The 25,301-nt window shown below is 43.4% G+C and carries 18 protein-coding genes and 1 riboswitch; of the genes, 12 read left to right on the top strand and 6 right to left on the bottom strand.

Going from position 1 to position 25,301, the window contains the following annotated elements; genetic code table 11:
* Positions 1-101: 101 nt before the first annotated feature.
* The 4 genes from qoxD to qoxA are packed head-to-tail and all read right to left on the bottom strand — an operon-like array spanning position 102 to position 3,901.
* Positions 102-401 carry a cytochrome aa3 quinol oxidase subunit IV gene (qoxD, locus tag ABDZ72_RS09350; RefSeq protein WP_343752548.1) on the bottom strand — a complete coding sequence of 100 codons (300 nt, stop codon included), beginning with the start codon at positions 399-401 and terminating at the stop codon, positions 102-104.
* A 1-nt stretch (position 402) separates the two neighbouring features.
* On the bottom strand, positions 403-1,008 hold the full coding sequence (gene qoxC / locus ABDZ72_RS09345; RefSeq protein ID WP_343752547.1) for a cytochrome aa3 quinol oxidase subunit III: 606 nt from the start codon (positions 1,006-1,008) through the stop codon (positions 403-405).
* Position 1,009: 1 nt separating this feature from the next.
* Positions 1,010-2,947 carry a cytochrome aa3 quinol oxidase subunit I gene (qoxB, locus tag ABDZ72_RS09340; RefSeq protein ID WP_343752546.1) on the bottom strand — a complete coding sequence of 646 codons (1,938 nt, stop codon included), beginning with the start codon at positions 2,945-2,947 and terminating at the stop codon, positions 1,010-1,012.
* A 21-nt stretch (positions 2,948-2,968) separates the two neighbouring features.
* The gene (qoxA, locus tag ABDZ72_RS09335) at positions 2,969-3,901 is read right to left on the bottom strand and encodes a cytochrome aa3 quinol oxidase subunit II (protein WP_343752545.1); all 933 of its coding nucleotides are present in this window, start codon (positions 3,899-3,901) and stop codon (positions 2,969-2,971) included.
* 395 nt (positions 3,902-4,296) lie between these two features.
* On the opposite strand from qoxA, the gene cyoE reads away from it, so the two are divergent.
* A complete protein-coding gene (gene cyoE, locus ABDZ72_RS09330) occupies positions 4,297-5,238 on the top strand; it encodes a heme o synthase (RefSeq protein ID WP_343752544.1) in 942 nt (313 codons plus the stop codon).
* 70 nt (positions 5,239-5,308) lie between these two features.
* A complete protein-coding gene (locus ABDZ72_RS09325; protein WP_343752543.1) occupies positions 5,309-5,590 on the top strand; it encodes a GNAT family N-acetyltransferase in 282 nt (93 codons plus the stop codon).
* An 84-nt stretch (positions 5,591-5,674) separates the two neighbouring features.
* Here ABDZ72_RS09325 and ABDZ72_RS09320 read toward each other — a convergent pair whose 3' ends face one another.
* Entirely contained in the window at positions 5,675-7,177 is a 1,503-nt protein-coding gene (locus tag ABDZ72_RS09320) for a helix-turn-helix domain-containing protein (RefSeq protein ID WP_486191617.1), read from the bottom strand.
* 300 nt (positions 7,178-7,477) lie between these two features.
* Here ABDZ72_RS09320 and ABDZ72_RS09315 point away from each other — a divergent pair, with 300 nt between their 5' ends.
* From ABDZ72_RS09315 to ABDZ72_RS09275, 9 genes are all read left to right on the top strand, one after another.
* Complete coding sequence (locus tag ABDZ72_RS09315) at positions 7,478-14,470, top strand: Cna B-type domain-containing protein (RefSeq protein WP_343752541.1); 6,993 nt, start codon at positions 7,478-7,480, stop codon at positions 14,468-14,470.
* Between the two features lie 21 nt (positions 14,471-14,491).
* A complete protein-coding gene (locus ABDZ72_RS09310) occupies positions 14,492-15,073 on the top strand; it encodes a class D sortase (RefSeq protein WP_343752540.1) in 582 nt (193 codons plus the stop codon).
* 208 nt (positions 15,074-15,281) lie between these two features.
* Positions 15,282-15,433: riboswitch (FMN riboswitch) on the top strand.
* Positions 15,434-15,612: 179 nt separating this feature from the next.
* Positions 15,613-16,719: a bifunctional diaminohydroxyphosphoribosylaminopyrimidine deaminase/5-amino-6-(5-phosphoribosylamino)uracil reductase RibD gene (ribD, locus tag ABDZ72_RS09305; protein WP_343752539.1), complete on the top strand. Its 1,107-nt coding sequence runs from the start codon at positions 15,613-15,615 to the stop codon at positions 16,717-16,719.
* Complete coding sequence (gene ribE, locus ABDZ72_RS09300) at positions 16,700-17,314, top strand: riboflavin synthase (protein ID WP_343752538.1); 615 nt, start codon at positions 16,700-16,702, stop codon at positions 17,312-17,314. The genes ribD and ribE overlap by 20 nt, the downstream gene beginning before the upstream one ends.
* Positions 17,315-17,329: 15 nt before the next feature.
* Entirely contained in the window at positions 17,330-18,523 is a 1,194-nt protein-coding gene (locus ABDZ72_RS09295; RefSeq protein WP_343752537.1) for a bifunctional 3,4-dihydroxy-2-butanone-4-phosphate synthase/GTP cyclohydrolase II, read from the top strand.
* 45 nt (positions 18,524-18,568) lie between these two features.
* Positions 18,569-19,051, top strand: coding sequence for a 6,7-dimethyl-8-ribityllumazine synthase (ribH, locus tag ABDZ72_RS09290; protein WP_343752536.1), 483 nt, complete (start codon positions 18,569-18,571; stop codon positions 19,049-19,051).
* 83 nt (positions 19,052-19,134) lie between these two features.
* The gene (locus ABDZ72_RS09285) at positions 19,135-19,332 is read left to right on the top strand and encodes a hypothetical protein (RefSeq protein WP_343752535.1); all 198 of its coding nucleotides are present in this window, start codon (positions 19,135-19,137) and stop codon (positions 19,330-19,332) included.
* A 5-nt stretch (positions 19,333-19,337) separates the two neighbouring features.
* Positions 19,338-21,218, top strand: a complete 1,881-nt coding sequence (locus ABDZ72_RS09280) for an ABC-F family ATP-binding cassette domain-containing protein (RefSeq protein ID WP_343752534.1) — start codon at positions 19,338-19,340, stop codon at positions 21,216-21,218.
* 120 nt (positions 21,219-21,338) lie between these two features.
* Positions 21,339-22,010, top strand: coding sequence for a hypothetical protein (locus tag ABDZ72_RS09275; protein ID WP_343752533.1), 672 nt, complete (start codon positions 21,339-21,341; stop codon positions 22,008-22,010).
* A gap of 467 nt (positions 22,011-22,477) precedes the next feature.
* Here ABDZ72_RS09275 and ABDZ72_RS09270 read toward each other — a convergent pair whose 3' ends face one another.
* A complete protein-coding gene (locus tag ABDZ72_RS09270) occupies positions 22,478-23,818 on the bottom strand; it encodes a CoA-disulfide reductase (protein WP_343752532.1) in 1,341 nt (446 codons plus the stop codon).
* Positions 23,819-24,115: 297 nt separating this feature from the next.
* Here ABDZ72_RS09270 and ABDZ72_RS09265 point away from each other — a divergent pair, with 297 nt between their 5' ends.
* The gene (locus tag ABDZ72_RS09265; protein WP_343752531.1) at positions 24,116-25,273 is read left to right on the top strand and encodes an aminotransferase class I/II-fold pyridoxal phosphate-dependent enzyme; all 1,158 of its coding nucleotides are present in this window, start codon (positions 24,116-24,118) and stop codon (positions 25,271-25,273) included.
* Positions 25,274-25,301: the final 28 nt, after the last annotated feature.

Here is a 25,301-nt window from a genome sequence, read left to right as displayed (position 1 = left end):
ATTAAAGAACAATTCAGGTTCTTGTTCGCATCTTTGATGGATCAAAACTGTAGTTTTTCACCAGTCTTCTAGGGATTCATCGATTTGTAAATCAAGATTATTTACCAGCCAAACGTCATGGTAAACAAGGATCCCGCAACGATAATCGCTGCCATGACGAAACCGTGGAACATCATATTCCAAGGGACATGGCCATTACCACTGGCGGATTCGGTCACGTGCATGAACATAAATAACTGAATTCCGGCCTGCAGAACAGCCATTACCATAATGCCTGCAACGACCCAGGATACAGGTAAATCAGATCCTAAAGCGGTCCAAGCTGCGAGAATTGTAAGGACAATGGAAATGACGAATCCGACAATGTGTTTTATAGGATAACGTTCGGTACGTTCTGACATATTACATCACCATCCCAATCAAGTATACACCGGTAAAGATGAATATCCATACAACGTCAAGGAAGTGCCAGTACAGGCTTATGATAAAAACTTTGGTTCCGGTCGTCGGGGTTAATCCACGTTGGGCCAATTGAATGAGCAACATGATGGCCCAACCGATACCAAGTGTTACGTGCAGACCATGCGTGCCGGCCAGCACAAAAAATCCTGACCAATAGGCACTGGCTTGTAGAGTAGCCCCTTCCCCCGCATAATGGGCGAACTCATATATTTCAAAACCTAGAAAGCTAAGACCGAGTATAAGTGTTACGATCAGCCAGGTGAGCAATGATTTCAATGATCCATTCCGCATACTGTGAATGGCCAATCCACACGTGAAGCTGCTCGTCAACAACAAAAATGTCATCGTCAGTGCGGTTCCCGGTTCAAACAATTCTCCCGGTGTTGGTCCATTGGCGGTCCGTCCGAACAAAACAGCATAGGTGGCAAATAACGTTGCAAACAGTGCCATTTCTGCGCCCAAAAAGATCCAAAAACCGAGGATGTTCATTTGGCCGGTTTGTGTCCGATATTCCAGCGGTCCGGTTTTTGATTGAGGAGCACTCATGTTATAACCTCCTTGCTGATTGTTCATATTTTTTAATCTCATCGGTTTCGATATGGTAGCCTTCATCATAATCAAAGGACCGCAACCCCATAAAGATAAGTGTACCGATCAAGCCGATAATAGCCAATGTAATCCATTCAAATACAAGAGCAAAGCTTGCAAAGGCCAAAATCGCCATCATAAGAAACGGTCGTCCACTGTTGCTTGGCATGTGAATGGGTTCCACCTTGGCTTCATCAAACGTTGTTTCGCCCTTTTTCTTCATTGCCATAAACGCATCATGTTGATCGATGTGTGGCAACGTCGCAAAGTTGTAATGCGGTATTGGTATCGGTGTTGCCCATTCAAGCGTTCGACCATCGCCCCATGCATCGCCGGTGGTTTCACGTTTGCTGTGGCGATAGCTGTAATAAACGTTGTAAACAAATATCGCAAAACCAATTCCCATGCCGAATGCACCGACTGTGGCAATCACATTCAATGGCATCCATTCCGGAATGATCGTAAACACACGACGCGGCATTCCATCGAGTCCGGCAAAATAGAGCGGGAAGAAACAGACATGGAATCCAATGACGAAAAACCAGAATGCGTATTTGCCTATTCGTTCGTTCATTTTGTGACCGAATATTTTCGGGTACCAGTAAATCAAGCCGGCAAAACTAGCAAACACCGTCCCTGCAATGAGAACGTAGTGGAAGTGTGCAACTAGAAAATACGAGTTATGGAATTGAAAATCGGCAGCTGCCATTCCCAGCATAACGCCGGTCACACCGCCTATGACAAAGCTTGGGATAAAGGCAAGGGCCCACATCATAGGCACGGTTATACGTATTTTCGACTTATACAGGGTCGCCAGCCAGTTGAATATCTTTACTCCTGTTGGCACGGCAATCAGCATCGTTGACACCGAGAAAACTGAGTTGACGAATGATCCCGCACCCATGGTAAAGAAATGGTGTACCCAAACAAGGAAGCTTAGTCCAGCAATTATCACCATTGACCAAACCATAGCCGTATAGCCAAATAACTGTTTACGGGCAAATGTGGCGATAACCTCGGAAAAGATACCAAAAGCCGGTAAAACAACAATATATACTTCCGGGTGACCCCAAAGCCAGAAAAGGTTCGCCCACATCATAGGCAGTCCTTCACCTGTCAGTGTGAAGAATTGGGACCCGAATATCCGGTCGATGGTCAACAGGGCCAGTGCTACCGTTAAAATCGGAAAAGCAAAGACGATAATAAAACTTGTCACCAATGTTGACCACGAAAATATCGGCATTTTAAACATTTTCATGCCAGGTGCACGCATTTTTAAAATCGTGACCATTAAATTGATTCCCGTTGCCAGTGTCCCAATACCGGATAGCTGCAGCCCGAGTAGATAAAAGTTCTCGCCGGGACCGGGACTCATGGCTGCACCAGCAAGTGGCGTATAGCTTGTCCATCCCGCATCGGGTGAACCACCAATGACGAATGAAACGTTAAACAGCATAGCGCCAAAGAAAAATGCCCAAAAGCTCATGGCATTTACATACGGAAACGCAAAGTCGCGGGCGCCAATTTGAAGCGGAACGATAATATTCATGAGCCCGATCAGAAACGGCATGGCCATAAAGATAATCATGACCGTTCCGTGCGTGGTAAAAATTTCATCATAATGTTGTGCGTCCAGAAAATTCATATCAGGAAAAGCCAGCTGTACCCGCATCATCAGCGCATCAGCGCCACCGCGGAACAACATGGCTAATGCACTTAAAATATACATAATTCCTATTTTTTTGTGATCGACTGTTGTCAGCCATTCACGCCATAACCATCCCCACTTTTTAAAATAGGTTAATAGAAAGATAATCGCTGACGTTACAAGCGCAATCGCCACCATTCCGCCGTAAATTAACGGTTCGCCAGTGACAAAAAACTCATCTAATTTCATCGGTTCACCTGCTTTCTATGATTATTCATTGTTGTCATCGTCTTTCTCATTTTTCAGGTGTAATAATTGGTCGTACGCATCAGGGTGCCGTTTGATGGCATAATCACTTCCGGACATTGTTCCATGATCAACCCATTGAAGGTGCGTGGAAGAGAACGCCAATTCCTCCGATAAACCGGGAGCAAGCAATGAATTGTACTGCTTTTGTGTTAATGCCGGGGCATCGTCTTGGGTTTTTTCTACCCATTCCTCGAACGACGCGGTGTTCTCGGCGTGGACCTCAAACGTTTGTTTCGTGAATCCTTCCCCATTAAAGTTGGCATTGCGTCCGGTATAAACGCCACGGTCATCAGCCTGCAGATACAGAATGTTTTCCATACCAGCCATGTTGTACTTTTGTCCACCGAGTGCCGGAATCCATAATGCGGCCATCGAATCGGCCGAAGAAAGACGGAATTCCACTGCCCGATCGGTCGGTATATGCAAATAGTTTACCGTTTCAATGTTTTGTTCCGGGTAACTGAAAAACCATTTCCAGTCAGCAGATGTCGCATACACAACAAGTGGATCTTTATCCTGGGAAACGTCCGGTGGCTGCTCCAGATCAAACAATGTTTTAACGGTTGGAACGGCCAATGCAGTAACAATGATAAGAGGAATTATTGTCCAGAGCGTTTCTATTGCTAAATTACCATGGATGTGTGGCGCATAATCACCTTCTTTTCGATTCGGGTGATCACGAAAGCGTATCACCATATATGTGAACAAGCCGAACACAACTACAATGATGCCGAGCATGAACCACACAGAATACATAATCAGGTCTTTCTGACTGTCCCCGACCGGCCCTTTTGGGTCAAGCACAGTGATGGCATCACACCCACTTAAAAACAAAATGAAACCGAGCGGCAGAATCGCCAATAGTTTTTTAGCATGATGTTTAGTAACTTTCATCGGTGTATCACTCCATATCATTCATACTGATCGTTCGGTATTGAGTTTTTTATCAAAATACAGTATTGATTATAACAGACGAAAAGGAGGAACAGATGATAATAGCGGAAGTTAACCATCATCTTCATCGAATTGTGGATATTTCGAAATAAAATGTTCACAAAAAATACATTGACCTTTATTGATTTCGTATTACGATGGATGCAAACGACGTAAATACTCATGTTCATGGTCGTTTCATCAAAACGACGTATGGTATGAAAGAAAAAGGATATATTAAAACGGAATACCCTGTTTAGGCATTAACAATTCTTTCTGCTTACATAAACGGATGAAACGGTCTATAATAGACGGTAGTGTGTTTATTAGCAACGAAAATTAAAGGGATGAATCAAATGAGCAAACAAATGATGACGTCATCAACCATGAATCAAGCCGAATGGGTGCCTGATAAAGATAGTGAAACATCACTCGCTGCTGATTTAAAATCTTTGTTTAAAATCACGGTTTTGGTAGCGAATGTCGTTCCTGTTTTTGCTGGTTTCTGGCTGGCTGCGTATTTTACCGAAGCCTCTTTTGCTGCAAATATTGATATATTTCTGCTCGTCATGATTGGGAGCACACTGGTTATGGGCGGGGCCCTTGTTATTAATAATTGGTACGATGCCGATATTGATTTGATTATGTCCCGAACACAATCCCGGCCAACCGTGACCGGGAATATACCTCCCCGAACCGCTCTGCGGATTGGTGTTGCAACCAGTATTGCCGGATTTATTTTGTTGATGTTTACGACGGCTGAGGCAGTGCAATTTGCTTTTATAGGCTGGTTTGTGTACGTCGTGTTATACACGATGTGGTCCAAACGCAAATATACGCTGAACACAGTTATTGGCAGCATTTCCGGTGCTGTGACACCGCTAATTGGCTGGGCCGCACTCGCTCCGGTTTCGCATTTTGCTCCCATTGCTCTGGCACTCATCATTTTCATTTGGCAAATGCCGCACACGTTTGCCATCGCCATTCGTAAATATGATGAATACAAAGCAGCGGATGTGAAAATGTTGCCGGTCGTTCACGGTATTGAAATAACGAAGCGGCAAATGATTATTTATACCGCCTGCCTCTTGCCGCTGCCGTTTTACTTGTTTTCACTCGGAACCGCTTTTGTCGTCATCACAAGCGTTCTTAATGTTGCCTATATCGTCCTGGCTATCAGTGGGTTGTTCGCTAAAGATAATGTGAAATGGGCGCGCAATATGTTTCTTGTCTCGGTTAACTATTTATTGATTATTTTTGTGATGGCGATTGTTGCCACGCTTCCTTGGTCAGGATGATGGGCTGAATGATTATGTTTTGGCCGGAACGGGAATACTTATTTCAAGTGATAATCTATAAAGGAGGCCGATGTTGGTGGAAATTAAAAAAGGCGACGGCAAATTTTATATCGGGGATAATGAGCAAAACCCGACGGCAGAGATTACGTTTAAGCCAATCGGGGATGATAAGCTGGATGTGGATCATACGTATGTAGCTGAAGAACTGCGTGGGGAGGGAATTGCCGGAAAACTGACGGAAAAAATGGTGTCCCACGCAAGAGATGAAGGAAAGACAATTAAACCAACATGTCCGTACGTAGCGGATAAAATGGAACAAACACCGGAATATCAAGACATGTTGGCTGACTGACAGCTGTGCGCCAGGGTTGAACCACCTTGGCGTCTGTTCGTATCGGATGAAAGCGCAAGATTGTAGAACCAAAACGCCAATTGTCTAATGAAAAACGCCAAATTCACGATCATGAAGCGACTGTGAAATTCGGGAAAGAAATTGACCTTTTTTCCGTTGAATGACATCATCAATGGCCTGTGCTATTTTTTGAATGGTTTTATCCGAAATGATTGGCGTGATCAATATAACCTCCTTATCAGGTGTGTTTAATGAATGGGGTGAATCGGTAATAATTATATCCGTTTCGGCAGGTATATCGTCGTCACTTGTTATACGAGATGCATCCCTTGTTTTAAAATAGGCTTTGCCCTCAAAATGTGTTTTTAATATCCCGTTATTATCCTTAACAAAGAACGACCGTGACGTTAATACTAAAATGTTGGCTTTTAACGCTTCTAAATTGTGGAGGTGACGATTTAATAAAATAGCCAACGAAATCATATTGCTTTCATGAAAAACGAAACCTGCTTCCTTGGACCATTCATGACATAAGCAATGCACCATTGTGTAAACGTGTTTTGCGTTATTCTTTGCTGAGCGCAAAATGGATTCCTGTGGTACATATTGAATATCAGGAGCTACGCTTCGCAATAGGGAAACTTGGTATAAGTTAAAAATGTCAAACAACAGATCTTTATCATCCCATATCGCAATTCCTAAATGCTCCTCCAAAAACTGTATGAACGTTTTGAAAGCATCGTGATCTTTATGGGTTTGAAGGATCTCGTTTCTGTTTTCGGCAAAGACAATCGTGAATTGAAATTCCGTATAAAGAAGACCAAGGTAAATATAGATTCTTTCATGCAGAGGAAATGCAGCATTCATTAATTCCTCCAGATAATCAAAAAAATCCTGCATATCGATGAACAACGATTCTTGTTGGACGTTGCTGCTGATGGAGAAGGGGAGTTCATCTGCGGGAAAGCCGTCTTCAGAACGGTTTATGCATAACATCAAAAAATTATAAAATGCATTCAAACCGTAATTCGTTAAACGGATACCGTAATGGTTTTCCAAATAATCTTTAGCGGGTTGTATGTGCGAATAGTGAGAATGAATAGTGTAGTGATCAGAAATTCCTTTCCTTGATAAGTTAATTTCAAATAATAATAATCGTTTCATTCCTTCACTTCCAATAATTTGATAAGGATTGCGTTTCATCCTCAGAAAAAACGACTGAACAAATGACTCGGCGGAAGAGATCAATTGTAATGCAGTGTTTCGACTTACATACATGTCCTCGCATATCGCTTCCAATGAATAGGATTGATATGTAAGCAACAATTCCATAAAGTTAAATAACGTATCGTTCTCATCATGCGAAAAAATACTGGAAACGGTTTCGCTTGATGGTTGAATTAAATAAATGCCAATGCCTTTTTCGGTCGGTATTGACCAGCCGTTCGGCAATTCCTCTCGTAGCGTAATCAACTCATTTTGGACGGTTTTGTACGAACAATCAATTGTTTCTCCAACCTCCTTTAACGCTATAGCGTTAATGCTCTCCTCCAAGCATTTTAAAATATCATATTGTCTTTGAGAAATAGCAATCTTTTCAGTAATAGAACCACCCCTTATGGGTCATGACACATATGCATCATGGCAATCGTTTTATAGGAATATGGTTTGAATGAATAGGTAAAATCTATTATAGCACATTTCCATTACAGTGGAAAAAATAAATATTGTTGTCGTTATCATTGCAGGTTAAAATAATAGATTGAAGGAATGAAAATTGTGCAATTGGGGGTGTGAAGCATGTTTCGTTTATCCGATATTGCTTACTGCTCTGTATAGATTCTATTTTATTTTGAAATTTTGAAGGTAGAGGGAGGTTAAAGGAAGTTGCAGCGAAAACTATCAATCTTATTTACTGGCATGCTATTGTTTCAAGTGATCTTTGGTAATTTACCAATGATGGCCCAGGTCAACGCGCAATCTGAGGATTCTAATTTATTCAAATCAGTAACGCTCGTTGATAGTAAGGAAAACTCTAAGGATGCAGACGTCAGCCCTCCCTATTTAAACATTGAATGGGGAACGAAGGACGTTAACCTTGAAGACAACCCATCCTTTTCAACAACAAATGTTGTCCCGGACGGTTATCAAATTGCTGAAAAGCAAGAGGGAACGCTGACAGATGAGGAAAACTTGGGCACATATACAGCTGCGAAAGATAATTCGATAACTGCTGAAGTGAATGCCGACGCTAAAGATGCCAGTGGTGCGTTCAAGGTAAAGGTGCAAGCGACTGACACCAAGCAAGAGTCAAATCCTACCAGTAATGAAGACAACACGTCTGGCACAGATGAAACAACGGGTGAAGGATCTGACGACGGGTCAGCCACGAATAACAGCCAAGATAAAAACCCGGACAAAGGGCAATCTGAGGAACAGCCAACAGGTGATTCATCAGCTGGCGATGACCCCAATAAATTTGATGAAAACAATCCATCAGACAATTCGTCAACAAACGGACCGAAGAATGAAGGATCATCCTCTGAGGGTGGCAATCAAGACACAGCAACTGAGGAGCCAGGTGGGTCTGGAGATGGTAGCGGATCTAACTCACCGGGAGATAAGACAAAAGAAGATGACAGTAATACTGATGGAAACAATCAATCAGGTAATGCGCCATCAACCGATACAGGGAATGAAGAGCAAACTGACACAGGAAATAAAAATACTGATATAAAAGAAAATATTATTGATACATTCACTCTAGAGACCAAAGATGGTAAAGCTGTTGAGGATATCGAAGGAATTGATTTAGAAGAAGTTGGAAAACTGGAATTAGCCCTTGATTGGTCATTAGACAATAACCATGGATATACGAATGGTGCGCAATTTGAATTTCAATTGCCAGAACAATTTGCGGAACTTAGTTTACCAGACGGAAAATTAGATGGCTATGGAGATTATTCCGTAAACAGTGATGGATTAGTTACCTTTACATTTAATGAGAAAATCGAACAGGAATCAAACATCGAGGGATACTTCGACATTGAAGTGGAACTGGACGAACAAACTATCACGGTAACTGAGGATGAACTACAGTTTATTGTGAACGATGAGGTTGTTAAAAGAATTCCAGTTAACTATGAACCCACAGGCGGTCAGGCGATCAATAAAAGGGGATCGCATGGCGAAGGTGGCAAATTCAATACAAAATCCATTGATTGGGAAGTTGATATTAATACGACCTTGGAGTCATTGAAAGGTGCTACTATTAAAGACGCGATCAATGAGAATCAATCTTTAGATATGGATTCTATTGAACTTTATGAAGCTGACGTTGATATTGAGGGTAATATTACCAGTCTTGATGATACGCCAGTAACTCTCGGTGATGATAATAAATCAAGCGAAAATGAACTGAAATTAGATCTGGGAGACACGGATAAGGCTTATCGGCTAGTATATACCACCGATATCACAGATGATGAGGGCACTGAGTATTCGAATGAAGCCGTTCTGTCATCTGATGGAAAAGACAATGCTTCGTCTGGTGCTACTGTCTCGGTTCAACGTCAAGATCATTTGAATAAGTCATCTGAGGATTTCAACAAAGATAATCACAGTGTTGATTGGGAAGTCGAATACAACTTTGATGAAAAACAGCTGGATAAGGGGAACAAATTGACTGATGAGTTTACCTTTACATCTAAAGGCGACGACTTGAGTGAAAGATTTGAAGTGACAGACATTCAAATCGAACAAGTTGATTCATTTAATGGGGATGGTTCGGTTAATGAAACGACTCCAGCTAATGATGCGTTCGATAAAAACATCGATGGTAATAAAGTCACTTATACACTTAACGAAGACACAAATAAACCATTTAACATCGAATATACGACACAATTAAAAGACGATAAATACATCACGCATGATGGCGAGATTTCCAATACTGTTACCGTAGACGGTGAGACTAAGAAAAGCAGTCAAGGTGTCTATCAACAAGTTGGAGATAAGAGTCATTCTGATATTAACTATGAAGACAAAACCATTGAATGGACGATCAAAATCAACCAGGATAATCGTACTTTAAATAACTTCAATCTGGAAGATGATTTCAGTGGTTCTGGTCAGAAGCTGGATGGCTCAATCAATATTTCACCGGAAAAGTCTGACGCAACAATAACCAAGAAAACAGATTCAGATGGCCTTGTTGATGGATTTGATATTGACTTCGGAACTATCTCAGAATCATACACAATCTCCTATACAACGAAATTCACGTATGATTTTGCCAATAAGGATCCAGAATTAGCGAACAAATTGGATTTGATATATGAAACAAGTAATGGAACAGAGTATACTTATGAAAAGCAGATAGGCGATACACCAAATGACGAAACAACAAGTAATGGAGCAAAAAGCGGTAACGTTGATAACGATTCAAAAGTAATCACTTGGAAAACGGACATTAACTATAATCAGCTCGACTTAAAGAATGCTAGTTTTACAGACCCCATTGAAGATAATCAATCCTTAATAGATGGTTCGGTTGAAATCTATAAAACATCAGTTGATAGCAGTGGAGATATTTCAAAAGGTGAAAATGTAACAGATGACTACACGATTAAAACTAACGATGGCGAAAAAATTAGTATAAACTTTGGTGAGATTAATCAAAGTTACCGTATTGAATTCAAAACAAAAGATAAAGATGATATCTACAATGATGATGAGACATATGGAAATACGGCTACCTTTGAACCCAGAAATGGTGAATCACACGAACTTAAAGCACACGTGACAATCCCTCATCAAGGCGAATTCGTGGGCAAAAATGGAACTCACAATAAAGACGAGTGGACCGTTGATTGGGAAGTCGATATTAACAAGTCAGAGTCTGCGTTAACGGACGTTATAGTAACAGATGATCTAGGAAGTGAAGATGCTCAAAAACTATTGGAAGACTCATTTGAGCTAACAAAGAATGGCGAACGGTTAGAGGAAGGAACAGATTATAATCTCGATATAGCAGACAACGGGTTTACCCTAGATGGACTCGGGGACATCAATGAACATTATGTACTAACCTATTCGTCTTATATCCTGACAGAGGAAACGGCGAATCTAACCAATAACGCACATATAAAATCAAATGAGGAAGTTACAGGTACAACTGAAAAAGAAAAATCCATCGAAGTGAAAATTGGCTCAGCATCAGGCGGTGCCACGGGAGAAACAGCAACACTCGCTGTGAACAAAGAAGAAAAAAGAACTAACACACCTGTAGAAGGCGTTCAATTCCAGCTTGAAAAAACTGTTCAAGGTCAAGACATCATTGTCCGGGAAGGAAAGACCGATGAAAATGGAGAGCTTAACTGGTCGGGCTTGAAATATGGTGACTACACCCTGCACGAAAAAGTGCTTGATAACTACTTTGCAGACCCGGATTATTCAGAAGGTTCTAAGGATGGCTATGTTTCTAAGGATATAACAATTGATAGCGAAAATATGACAGATAACAATGTTCAAACAGAAGAAGTGAAGAACGAACGCAAGACAGGAACAGTTAAACTAATCAAAAAAGATTCCGTTACCAATGAATCTTTGGGTAAAGCAAAGTTTAAGATTACGAACCAGGAAACCAGGCAAACATTTGATTTAGAAACGAACAGCAATGGAGTTACCGGGGAAGGTGTACCATTTGGTACGTATTCTATTGAGGAAATCAATGCACCCGATGGATACAAATTGACTTCAAATATTGATGATTTCAAAATTGAACCAGCAAAACTTAAAGAAGTAGAAGTTCCAAATGATGCTGTTATTAACGTAACAGTTGATAAGATATGGGTTGAGGTCAATGATAAATATCGCCCGGATGCCGTTACAGTTCAAGTGAAAGATGATGATGGCGTTGTTAAAGAAAAAGAATTAACAACAGACAATGACTGGCAGCATACGTTTAATGGCCTTAGGAAGTATGATGATAATGGCAATGAAATAGAATATAAGGTAGCAGAGAAAAATCTCGAAGGTTATGAATCAGAAATCAAAGAGCCAGAAGACAATAGCTACGAGATTACAAACACACAAAAGACAACGGATATAAGCGTAAAGAAGACATGGTATGATAACAATGATGCAACAGGGGATCGTCCGGAGTCTATCACGATTAAATTAATGAATGATGGTGAATTTGTTGAAGAGCAAGAGATCACAACAAATGGTGACTGGGAATATACGTTTAAAGACTTAGCCAAGTATAACAAAAATGGCGATAAGATAAACTATACAGTCGAAGAAGTAGATGAGGACTACTCAGACAAGTATAAAACGGACATAAACAAAGCTGAGGATAATGAGAACATTGATTTTTATATCAATAATACACGAGTCGGTGAAACGTCCGTTAATGGCGAAAAGATTTGGAAGGACAACGATGACGAAACAGGCGATCGTCCAGACTCCATCACAGTTAAATTACTGCAGAATGGTAAAGAAGAAGCTTCCAAAGAAGTAACTGCTGAAGACAATTGGGAGTATAGCTTCAAGGACCTGGAACGTTTCGATAACAGCGGTACCGAATACGGATATACCATCGATGAGGAACCTGTTGACAATTATGAAAAATCACTTGACGGAAATAACCTTATTAACGTTCGTACAGGTAAAACGAGTGTATCTGGCACGAAGACCTGGAAAGACAATGAAAATGCACAAGGCGACCGTCCGGATTCTATCAAAGTGAATCTGATGCAAAACGATACAGTTTTCACCGCTCAGGAAGTCACAAAAGAAGATGGCTGGGACTACGAGTTCACTCATTTGCCTAAGTACGATGATAAAGGTAATTCCTATGAATATAAAATCAAAGAACAAAACGTCCCAGGGTATGATTCAGAGGTAAATGATTTTGATCTTACTAATACACGTTCTGAAACGACATCGTTTGAAGTTACTAAATCATGGCTAGATGATGATTCCAGCGACAGACCTGAATCAGTTGAAGTTGAATTATTCAGAACTCCTGCAGACGGAGAAAAAGAATCTGTTAAGACATTCCAACTTTCAGACAGTAATAACTGGTCACGAGAGTTTGAAGATTTGCCAGCCTTCACTGATGATGGTAAAGCTTACAAGTATAGTATTGTTGAGGAACCAGTCGATGGTTATGACACTACGGTGAATGGTTTTGACATCACAAACACGCGTACTGGACTAACTGAAGTTAATGGTGAGAAGACATGGGAAAATGATTCATCTTCAGACAGACCAGAAACCATCACGGTCAATCTGCTGCAAGATGGTGAGGAAATTGATTCTCAAGATGTAACGGCTGAAGACAACTGGTCCTACAGCTTCACAGGATTGGCTGAATTTGATGAACAAGGATCACCTTACAACTATACGGTCGAAGAAGAAGCAGTCGATGGTTATGAAACAACTGTTGACGGTTATGACATTACCAACACGTATGACGACTCCTCATCCGAAGACGACGATTCCGGTGGTTCTAACGGCGGAGGAAATTCCGGCGAACCAACCGGCTCAGGTGATTCTGATGACGATCGCGTTGACGTAACAGGAACCAAGACATGGTTGAATGATGAAGCGTCCAACCGCCCGGATTCCATTACCGTTAATCTTCTTCAGAACGGAGAAACGATTGATTCGGTCGAGGTTTCAGCTGAGGATGATTGGGAATACAGCTTCACCGACCTTGATGAATTTGACGATGAGAATGATGCGTACGACTATACCGTCGAAGAAGAAAAGGTCGCTGGCTATGACACAACCATTGACGGTTACGACATTACGAACCAGCGTGTCGAAACAACCGACGTCACGGGAACAAAAACGTGGGAAAACGACGAAGCATCCGATCGTCCAGAAACGATTAAGGTCAATCTGCTACAAAATGGCACCGTTATTGACGGAAAAGAAATCAGTGCAGACGATGATTGGACGTACAGCTTCACTGATCTGGAGACATATGATAATCAAGGTGAAACGTATGATTACTCGGTGAAAGAACAGGATGTGCCAGGATATGATTCTGAAGTCAATGGCTATGACATCACCAACACGAAAGTCGAGACTAAATCGATTAACGTAACGAAATCGTGGTTAGATGATAATGCCAACGACCGTCCGGAATCTGTAACCGTTGATTTGCTGCAAAATGGCAATGTTCTTGACACTGTTGACGTCACAGCCGATGATGATTGGAGTTACACTTTCAATAATCTGGAAGCTTATGACGACAATGGCATTGCGTATGAATACAGCATTCAGGAAAATAATATCGACGGCTACAAAACAACAATCGATGGTTATGATATTACCAACACGCGTGTAGGTACAACGACCATCGATGTATCCAAACAGTGGGAAAATGATGCGCCAGAAGATCGTCCGGAATCCATCACGGTCGAATTGCTGCAAAACGGCAACGTGATCGACACAGTGGATATGACGGCTGATCAGAACTGGACGCACACATTCACAGAATTGGATCAATACAATGATAAAGGTATTGCTTATAACTATACCGTTCGCGAACAGGATGCAGCCGATTATCAATCGAGCATCAATAAAACGGATAATGGCTATACCATCATTAACACGCTAGAAGATACGCCAGAAGAAGACGAATCTGGCGAGCCGGGAGGTTCCGATGAGTCGGACGAACCAACAACTCCCGACGATTCTGATGGTACGGACGATCCCAGTGATGATAGCGGCCAAGGCAACTCGGATGACACCCTTCCACAAACTGGTGAAGAGTGGATGAGATATCTGCTGATCGCTGGATTGTTAGCCATAGTTACAGGCGGTGTGCTTCTGTTCAGCAGCCGTAAGAGAAAATTGGACTAATGACACGAAAGGGTGAGTTCAATGAGAAAAACTAAAAAAACAGCAGGTATATCGTTTATTATCATTGGACTCACTCTCTTGGCTATCCCGTTGTATTATGAATGGGATAAACAACAGGAGACTAAGGCGATGGAAGAGGCAATGACGCTGATATCCGAATCGGACAACGGTGATGTAGATTTGTCCTCTGTTGACAATTTAACGGTTCCGAAAGAGCAATTGGAAAAAACGTTGAAACTGGAAATACCAGCGATTGATCTGAAGCAAAAGGTGCTTCCTAAGACAACGGAAGAAAACTTGAGTATTGCACTGACCCAGATCAAATCAGAACAAACTCCCGGGGATGGCAATTTTACCATAGCCGGGCATCGGGGATATCGCGGCGACCGCCATTTTCGGAATCTGCCGGATGCCCCGGTTGGGTCTGAAGTGATTTTGCATCAAGGTAATGAGGAATTCACGTATACCATTACAAGCTCGAATGTTATTGAACCAACCGATGTTGACATTTTAAAAAGTCAACAAGATCAAGATCAAATCACGCTAATCACCTGTACGATCGATGGAAAACAGCGAATTGCCGTTCAAGGCACTTTAAATTAAAGTCGTATAAAAACCCGGAGCACTCAGCGTCTTCCGGGTTTTTTTACGTATGAGTGGGTGTTTTGTTTTATTTTAATGATAAATTTTTGACGACAACCGTCCGTAACGAGTAGAATAAGTGATAATAGGATTAACATTCGTCTTCCGAAAGCTGATTGTTTGCGCTCATTTCGGAATTCCGTTATACCTAAACGATCATAAGGCATTCATATTCCTTCGGGGCAGGGTGAAAGTCCCGACCGACGGTGATAAGGTACAACCTTAAAGTCCGTGACCCGTGCGGTTAGAAACCATAACCAAGCGGTGGACCCGGTGTGAGTCCGGGACCGACAGTGACAGTCTGGATGGGAGAAGGAATTTTTCAGGTCATAAGCAAGCAGGTAAGCGGTATCATATCATGCTTGTGTTGTTTATATATAGAACACACCTGTAAAATTCAGCTCATCCACCTCTGAAGGGACATTCAGGGGTTTTTTTATGTGTTGAAAACAAATGAAGCCAAACCATAAAGCTGTTTTGGCTTGCGGAGGTATACAGCGATGGACGATGAATACTATATGACATTGGCCTTGAACTTGGCCAAATCAGCGTCAGGGCAGACCAGTCCGAACCCTCCTGTTGGAGCCGTTGTCGTCAAAGACGGTGAAATCCTGGGGATGGGAGCTCATCTTCAGGCCGGGGAGGCTCATGCGGAAGTACACGCGCTCCAGATGGCCGGGGAAAAAGCGAAGGGTGCAGACATTTACGTCACGCTTGAGCCGTGCAGTCATCATGGAAAGACGTCGCCGTGTGCTGATCTCATCGTGGGAAAAGGCATCAAACGTGCCATCGTTGCTGTTATGGATCCAAATAAAAAGGTCGCTGGACGCGGATTGGAAGCATTGCGTGCAGCAGGCATTGACGTGAAAACCGGCGTTTTGGAAGAGGAAGCCGCAAACGTCAATCGCGCATTTTTTCATTATACACAGACCTCGACGCCATTTGTAACAGTGAAGACGGCCGTCAGTCTTGATGGAAAAACAGCGACAAAGACAGGGAAAAGTAAATGGATCACCGGTGAAGAAGCTCGTATGGATGTGCACCGGCATCGCCACAGTCACGATGCGATTTTAGTGGGTGTGAATACGGTAATAGCTGACAACCCAAGTCTGACTGCTCGCCTGCCCAACGGTGCGAAAAATCCACTCCGCATTATTCTTGATTCCAACTTGCGCACGCCGCTTGAATCGTTGGTTGTAACCGATCAAGAAGCGACGACATGGATCATCACCGGCAATCAAGTGAGCGATGAAGTGATTAAGCCTTATAATGAATGTGGTGTAAGGGTTATCCCGCTACGTGCCACAGAACCCGACACCGTTCTTCCCTATTTGGGACGTCACGGTGTCATGTCGCTGTTTGTGGAAGGTGGTGCAACTGTCGCGGGATCCTTTTTGCTGAGCAGACGGATCAACCAGCTCGTGCAGTATATGGCCCCCAAATTGATTGGCGGGGTGGAAGCCCCCGCATCCGTGGGTGGACAAGGGTTTGAGTCCATCCAGAATAGCATGCCAATGACAATAACATCTATGGAAAAGATAGGGGACGATATGAAACTTATTGCGGAACCACAGGAGGACGATGCCAATGTTCACCGGAATTGTTGAAGAAATGGGGCGAATCGGTCAACGGGATGTTATTTCTGAAAAAGCAGTACGGCTGACCATCGAAGCAAAGGTTGTTATTGAGGATGTGCATATCGGTGACAGCATCGCGGTCAACGGTATTTGTCTGACGGTAACAGATGTCGACAACAACTCGTTTGGCGTGGATGTCATGCCGGAGACGATCAACGCGACGTCCCTTCGCACGCTGGACGAAGGGTCACCTGTCAATCTGGAACGATCGATGCCTGCTGATGGCCGGTTTGGCGGACACTTTGTCACCGGTCACGTGGATGATACAGGTACCATTATTCAGACATCCAAGCAGGAGAATGCGATTTACTATACGGTTTCCATCCCGCCGGAACTCACCGCTTACGTTATTATGAAAGGCGCGGTCGCTATTGATGGGGTAAGTTTAACCGTTTTCGGCATTCAGAATCGACAAATAACGCTGTCTCTCATTCCCCACACGGTATCGCAAACAGTGTTGGGTTCCAAAGGTGAAGGCGACAACGTTAACGTGGAATGCGATATGCTGGCGAAACATGTCCACAACCTATTGAATCATCAGCAAAAGCCAGACGAAACTAGATGAAAGGGAGCGAGTCGCGTGTTTCATACCATTGAGGAAGCAATAGATGACTTGAAAGCTGGAAAACCAATCATTGTCGTGGATGATGAGGAGAGGGAAAACGAAGGAGATTTGGTTGCACTGTCGGAAAAGATAACACCGGATACAATTAATTTTATGATTACACATGGGAAAGGGCTTGTGTGCACATCCATCACATCGGATCAGGCATATCAAGTAAATCTTCCATTTATGTCCGATGACAGCAGTGACCCATTTGAGACAGCCTTTACCATCAGTGTTGATCATCGAGAAACCATGACAGGCATCAGTACACAGGATCGGGCCAAAACCATACATGCATTGATTCAATCAAACGCAGAAGGGGCGGACTTTAAAAAACCCGGCCATGTTTTCCCGTTGATTGCCAAAGATGGTGGTGTACTGGAACGTCCGGGTCACACAGAAGCATCCCTTGATTTGGCAGAATTGTGCGGGGCTAATCCGTCCGGTGTGATTTGTGAAATCATTAAAAACGATGGAACGATGGCACGGGTGCCTGATTTGCAACAAATGGCTCAAACGTTTGATTTAAAACTGATAACCATTGCTGATTTGATCGCATACCGGAAAATGAATGAGGTGCATGTAACCAGGGAGGTAGAGACGAATGTGCCGACGGAATACGGATCGTTTCGCGTGTACGGATATACCAACGATCTGGATGGAGAGGAACATATCGCGCTTGTCAAAGGAGACATTCACTCGGGAGAACCGGTGCTCACCCGAATACATTCGGAGTGCCTGACCGGTGATATATTCGGGTCTTACCGTTGTGACTGCGGATCGCAGCTGCATGAAGCACTCGATCAAATCAATGCAGCAGGCGCAGGTGTACTCATTTATATGCGCCAGGAAGGCCGGGGTATCGGACTTTTAAACAAATTGCGCGCCTATAAGTTGCAGGATAACGGGATGGATACCGTGGAAGCGAATGAACAACTTGGATTTCCCCCGGATATGCGGGACTACGTTCTAAGTGCTCATATTTTGAAAGACTTGGGCATCACCCATGTGAAACTGTTGACCAACAATCCGGAAAAAATGGATGAGTTGCAGTCTGATGGGATTCAAGTGTACGAACGAATACCGATTGAGACGAATGTCCGGAAAGAAAATGAACATTATATTCATACAAAAATAAATAAAATGGGACATATGCATCAAAGGTGAGAAACCATACCGTATGGGAAACCACGGTTTAATAAGGAGATGGTAATGGTGGGAAACGTTTTTGAAGGAAACCTTGTTGGAACGAATTTAAAAATCGGTATCGTGGTGGCGCGGTTCAATGACTTCATAACTGAAAAATTGCTTGATGGAGCGGTAACCACCTTCAAACAGCACGGTGTGAAAGAAGCCGATGTGGATATAGCCTGGGTGCCGGGAGCCTTTGAAATTCCGGTCATTGCTCAAAAAATGGCATTGAACGCGGACTATGATGCGGTTGTGGCGCTCGGGGCGGTCATCCGCGGATCAACGCCTCATTTTGATTATGTCTGCAGTGAGGCAGCGAAAGGGGTATCCGCCGCTTCGTTGGCATCCGGCAAGCCGGTTATTTTTGGGGTTTTAACGACGGAAACCATTGAGCAGGCTATCGAGAGAGCAGGAACGAAAGCCGGCAATAAAGGCGCGGAAGCAGCAGCGGCCGCTATTGAAACGGCGAACGTTGCTGGCGAACTGAATGCATCATCTCAATGATGGTGAGGGTTTATAATGGAAAAGGGACGGCTATATAAGATAGACTATAAGGACAGTATGCCTATGTCTGGAGGAAACGGAACATGAAAATCATGGTTTATCAAATTATCGGAATAGGTATTATTTGGACTGGTATGGCCTTCTTTTTCCAGGATATGGACCAATTGAGCAAAATTATATTTTACGTCGTCACATCATGGCTGTTGTTTTTAATTGTTCTTCTGATAAAACAGTTTATAAAAGGGAATGAGGACGATGATGAATCCTCAATAGGAAGGTAATCGATATGCTGACAGTTGATCATTTATATAAATCTTACGGCGACAAGACATTGCTGAACGGGGTAAGTTGCCTTATTAAACCACATGACCGCATTGGTTTGATCGGTGTCAACGGAACAGGGAAATCGACGTTTCTAAAAATTCTCGCCGGTATTGACACTGCAGAGCGTGGCTCCGTCAGTCATGCCAAGGATTATTGGGTGGAATATTTGGAGCAAGAGCCTGATCTTAATCCGGAACTGACGGTTATGGAACAAATTTATTATGGTGAAACCCCCATCATGAAAGTGATGCGGGAATATGAACAGACGCTTCTTGACTTACAGGAGTCCCCTAATAACGAACAGGTTCAGGAACGGCTGCTCACCAAACAACAACGGATGGATGAATACGAAGCTTGGGAAGCCAATACAGCCGCTAAAACTATCCTCACCAAACTGGGGATCACCGGCTTCACCCGTCCGGTGCGGGAGCTATCCGGTGGTCAACGCAAAAGGGTGGCCATTGCCAAGGCATTGATCCAGCCGGCCGATTTGCTAATTCTGGATGAGCCGACCAACCATCTCGATAACGATACGGTCGAATGGCTGGAACAATATTTGGCATCGTATAAAGGCGCCCTATTGCTTGTCACACACGACCGTTATTTTTTAAACCGTGTCACCAACCAGATTTTCGAACTTGATGACGGGAACTTGTACACATATGAAGGCAATTATGAGTTGTTTCAGGAGAAAAAAGCCGAACGGGAAGCATTGGAGGAACGTTATCAAGAGAAACACCAGAGCATGCTGAAAAAAGAAATCGCTTGGATGAAAAAGGGACCGAAAGCGCGCGGAACGAAACAAAAAGCACGCATTGACCGAATTGAACAAATGAAAGAAAAGCAATTCACTTCCGAGTCCCATGATGTATCCATTGATGCAGGGTCCGTCCGACTCGGGAAAAAAGTCATGGAACTGGAGAATATCACGAAATCGTATGACGACAAACAACTGCTCGATGATTTTCATTTTCTGATCGTCCCGGGTGACCGTCTCGGAATCGTTGGCCCTAACGGCTCAGGCAAATCAACACTCTTGAATATTATGGCGGGATTTGTTGAACCGGATAACGGGCATGTGGAAACCGGTCCGACCGTCAAAGTCGGTTATTACACACAAACCGATGAAAATTTGGATGACAACAAGCGTATCATTGAAGATATTCGCGAAGTAGCCGAAGTTATTCGGACGAAAAATGGAGACGAAATAACAGCGGAACAGATGCTGGAACAATTTTTGTTTTCCCGGTCCCAACAGTGGAATTATATTCGCAAACTGTCAGGCGGTGAAAAGCGGCGTCTGTATTTGCTGAAAATCCTGATGACCGAGCCGAATGTGTTGCTTCTCGATGAGCCCACCAATGATCTGGATACACAGACGTTAAGTGTCCTAGAGGCGTACCTTGATCAGTTTCCGGGCGTTGTCATTACAGCTTCACACGATCGTTATTTCCTCGACCGGGTCGTTGATCACATGCTTGTCTTTAAAGAAAATGCCCAGGTGGACCATTTCCATGGCAATTATCATGATTGGCTTGAACGGGAAAAACAACAGGCGCAGGAGCAAAAGGAGACAAAGTCGAAACCGGCTTCCAAAAAATCTGCCCCCAAAAAAATGTCCTATCATGATAAAAAGGAATGGGAAACGATTGAGGATGATATAACGGAATTGGAGTCACACATTGATGAACTTCAAGAACGTATCGCCAATGCCGGTAGTGATGCGGGTGCTGTCCATGATCTATACGAAGAACAAAAAGAACGGGAACAGGAATTGGAAGCCAAATTGGAGCGCTGGGAAGAGCTGTCATTACTAGTGGAAGAAACCGAAACCAAACCCTGATTGGTAAACGAGAAACAAACAATAGAGAAACATTTGTGTTTTTGTGGAAATTATGTTTAATTTATATGGTATGAAGGAAACTAAAAAAGATATAATGATGGTAAAGAAGGAGGTATTACTGTGAAGTTATTTCAAGTCAGGAAGGGACAGTTCGTCTATTATAAAAATGAACTTCATAAAGTATATTCCGTTAAGCCGGTTTTTAAACAATCCATCCACTTGTACCGTATGAAAGACATGCAGCAGGATTTAACAAGTGCGAATAACATCGAACCATGCCGACCGAAACATAATGATACATTTATATTTTACGGACGGCGTTATACGATTGATAAGAATAAAAAGCCGGAAACAGGCGACTATATTCTCATTACGAAACCGACACCCGATTTTCTCGACCATTATTCGCTAAATGAAATTGAAAAAGTGGACAGCGTGGAAGACGGAAACGTGGTGACGACAAGAGATAATGGTGTGAAACATAGTGAATATGTCGTCATGGTCCCTGGCAAAACCGAGGACAGCGACGATATAGCTTACTTTGACAAAGCGCTTGTATCGGATGCTCAGTTGCAGGAAGATGAATCACCCGGACTGCCGGAAGAAACGGATAACTTTGATGGCCCGGTCGTCGGTGATATTTACTATGATGTCGAGAATGACTTGAAGGCCATGATTGTTGCTATGACAGATGATGAGGTCATCTTTGGTCATCAAGTTCGAGTGCACATGAAAGATTTAATGGACGAGAACAAATACCGAATGATCTATCGATTTGAAGAAGGCTTTTAAGTATAGCTCCTGAAGGTTTTGCTTTCGGGAGTATTTTTTGCGAAACGTGAATGCAAGCTGTCATACAGAATAAACCGGGGCTGGGACAAGACTGAACAAATTAATTCTAAATACGAACGATATATTTAAGGCGTGGCCATCGCTCCGGAAAAACACTGCGCTTTCACCTTGCCAGGCACAAGCGCGACATCTGTTCAAGCTTCCTTTGGTCGCTTTCACAGTGTCTTCTTTGCCGCGGGCGCTGATAAGCCTCCTCGTGTTCGTCGCGTTGCATTCTTATTCGTCGAAGCCTACTCATGGAAGCTTTGCCTTGTGCTTATCGCACTGTGGGGTCTTATCTAGGCTTTTCATCCCGCAGGAGTCTCCGTGTTTTTCCTACGCTAAACGAAAAATCCGAACTTATTCAGATCTTTAGCGAATCATAGTTCGGATTTTTATTTAACCAAACGTCTTTTGTCCCAGCCCCATCACTCAAGCATGCTGGAAGCTTTGTACCCAATAATATTGACGGGGTCTTTCGGTGACGAGTACGGCGGTGCGTAAGCAAGCTCCAGGTCAGGCAAGTCATGAACGGTCAAACGCCCCTTCATGGCGGTTGTCAGGACAGCGAGCCGTTTATCAGCACCGTCTTCGCCGATGACCTGTGCTCCGTACAATGTTCCATCCTGTGGGCTGACTAGAAGCTTTATGGACACTTTTTCCGAACCTGGATAATAACCAGCATGGGAGCGCGATTTGTGAGTTACTTCCTTGTACGTCATGCCCAATGCATCGAGTGATGTTTTATTCAAGCCGGTTGCCCCGACCGTCAGATCAAAGACTTTAAAAATGGCTGACCCTTGTGTGCCATTATACGTGTCATTGGCTCCTTGCAGGTGGCTGGCGATAATGAACGCCTGGCGATGAGCCGGCCAAGCCAGTGCAATGTGTCGCGGTGTCCGGACAAGGCGATCATGGGTCTCCACGGCATCCCCTAAGGCGTATATATCCGGATCGGTTGTCTGCATAACATCATTAACCTGAATAGCGCCTGTATCCCCAATGGCCAGTGAGCTGTCGACAGCCAGTTCCGTGTTGGGTTTGATCCCAGCGGCCATTAATGTCATATCAGCCTTGACTGTTTTCCCGCTGGACAAATGCAAGAGAGATCCATTTTCTGAAAACGACGCAAGTTCTTCATCGAGCATAATCGAAACCCCTTGCTCCTGCATATGCTGTTCGATCACGGTTGCCATGTCACTGTCAACCATTTTGGAGACGTGTTCGGATCGGTCAATGACTGTACAGTCGATGCCAATCGCCTTAAGATTTTCCACCATCTCCATACCAATAAATCCGGCTCCGACAATGGCGCACGTTTGGGGCTTATGGGTTTGAATGTATGTGTGTATCAGATCCATATCCGGAATGGTATGCAAGGTGAATGTCCGGTCTTTATTCATTCCTTCAAATGGAGGCATAACGGCCGAAGCCCCAGGTGAAAGGATCAGTTTATCATATGGTTCATGGTACGTGCCTGTTGTGTGTCGACACATAACCTGTTTTTGTTCGCGGTCAATGGATGTAACCATTGTGTTGGTTTGAACCTGCACGTGATACGTTTGGGCAAAAGATTCTGTATCGACAAGCAAATCATCCCGCTTGTTGACGATGCCGCCAATATAGTAAGGCATTCCACAGTTGGAAAATGCAATATGTTCCCCTTTGTCTATGATAAGAATATCAGCATCCTTATCCTGGCGTCTCAGTTGTGCTGCAACCGTGGCACCACCGCCGACCCCGCCGACAATAACCACTTTTCTTGACATTCAAATCGTCCTCCTTCTCTTGTTACTTATTCCCTTTTCCTTACGTTTTTAACCTGTATGCTGACGAACCTTTTCTAAAACGTTACAAGAGTCCAAGAAAGTATAGGAACACAACAATAATGCTGACAGGGGTCGGCCAACGCATCATGTGAAAGCAGATTTTAAAGAAATAATAGCAATACATCATTTTTACAAAAATCTATTGATTAAAAACAATTGAAATTTTTTAACGTTTATTTTATACTTGTAACTGAAAGATGAAATGCCGTTTTAATTAATGAAATGGGAGGAGATGGAATGGTCTTTACCTCGGATAAGGTGAACCAGTTGCCGCCTTATTTGTTTGCTTCGTTTCAGCAAAAAAAGAAGCAGATGGAAGCCGATGGTGTGGATGTCATTGATTTAGGGATTGGTGCCCCTGATCTGCCGACACCGTCATTTATTGTTGAGGAGTTGGCGGAGGAAGTGAAACATCCGTCCAACCATCGTTATTCCACGTACAGCGGATGTGCGGCATTCAGAGAAGCCGTCGCTCATTTTTATAAAAACCAATATGGGGTTAACGTGGATCCCGAGACAGACGTTCTTGCCCTTATTGGGTCTAAAGAAGGGATAGCCAATCTGATGCATGCGGTTATCAATCCCGGCGACAAAGTGCTGGTTCCGGATCCGGGTTACCCGGTTTACAAGACGGCAGTCCATCTGGCCGGTGGTGAAAGTTCCTGTCTGCCACTGGACGCTGAAAATGGCTATGTTCCGTTATATGAGCAGGCAGATCTGGATCAGGCAAAGGTGATGTTTTTGAATTATCCAGCCAATCCGACGGCGGCGACCGTAAATTACGACACTTTCTTGCAAGCGGTTACAAAATCTGCGGAACATGACATGCTGCTTGTGCACGATGCGGCTTATGACATGGTTACGTTTAACGGCTATCAATCACCAAGTGTGTTGCAGGTGCCGGATGCCAAAAAGCATGCTGTTGAATTTGGCTCTTTGTCGAAAAGTTTTAGCATGGCCGGGTGGCGGATCGGCTATGCGGTCGGTCATCCAGACGTTATTCAGTCTCTGGCTACGCTCAAGAGCAATATGGATACAAGTCAATTTTTGCCGATTCAAAAGGCTGCTGCTGCGGCGTTAAAGAGTGACTTTGCGGTTGTTCATGAGTATAACCATATTTATCAGAACCGAATGGAAACGTTGTACACAGGCTTTCAACAATTAGGCATTCATGCAGATAAACCGAATGGCACTATTTTTCTTTGGGCAGAAGTTCCTGAGGGGTACTCGTCCATGGAATTTGCCGACAAATTGCTGTATGAGGCAGGGATCATTGTGACGCCCGGCCATGCATTCGGTTCCCGCGGCGAAGGTTTTTTCCGCATAGCGCTAACGGTTCCGGAAGAACGTCTGGATGAGGCGATCAACCGAATGAAACAGCTGGATATAACATAAACGTCTTTAATTGGGACGATTACTATCC

It is taken from the genome of Lentibacillus halophilus, from assembly GCF_039522485.1.
GTDB classification, from domain to species: domain Bacteria; phylum Bacillota; class Bacilli; order Bacillales; family Amphibacillaceae; genus Lentibacillus; species Lentibacillus halophilus.
Note: the sequence above shows the minus strand (reverse complement) of the source record. Positions and strands in the feature narration are given on the sequence as shown.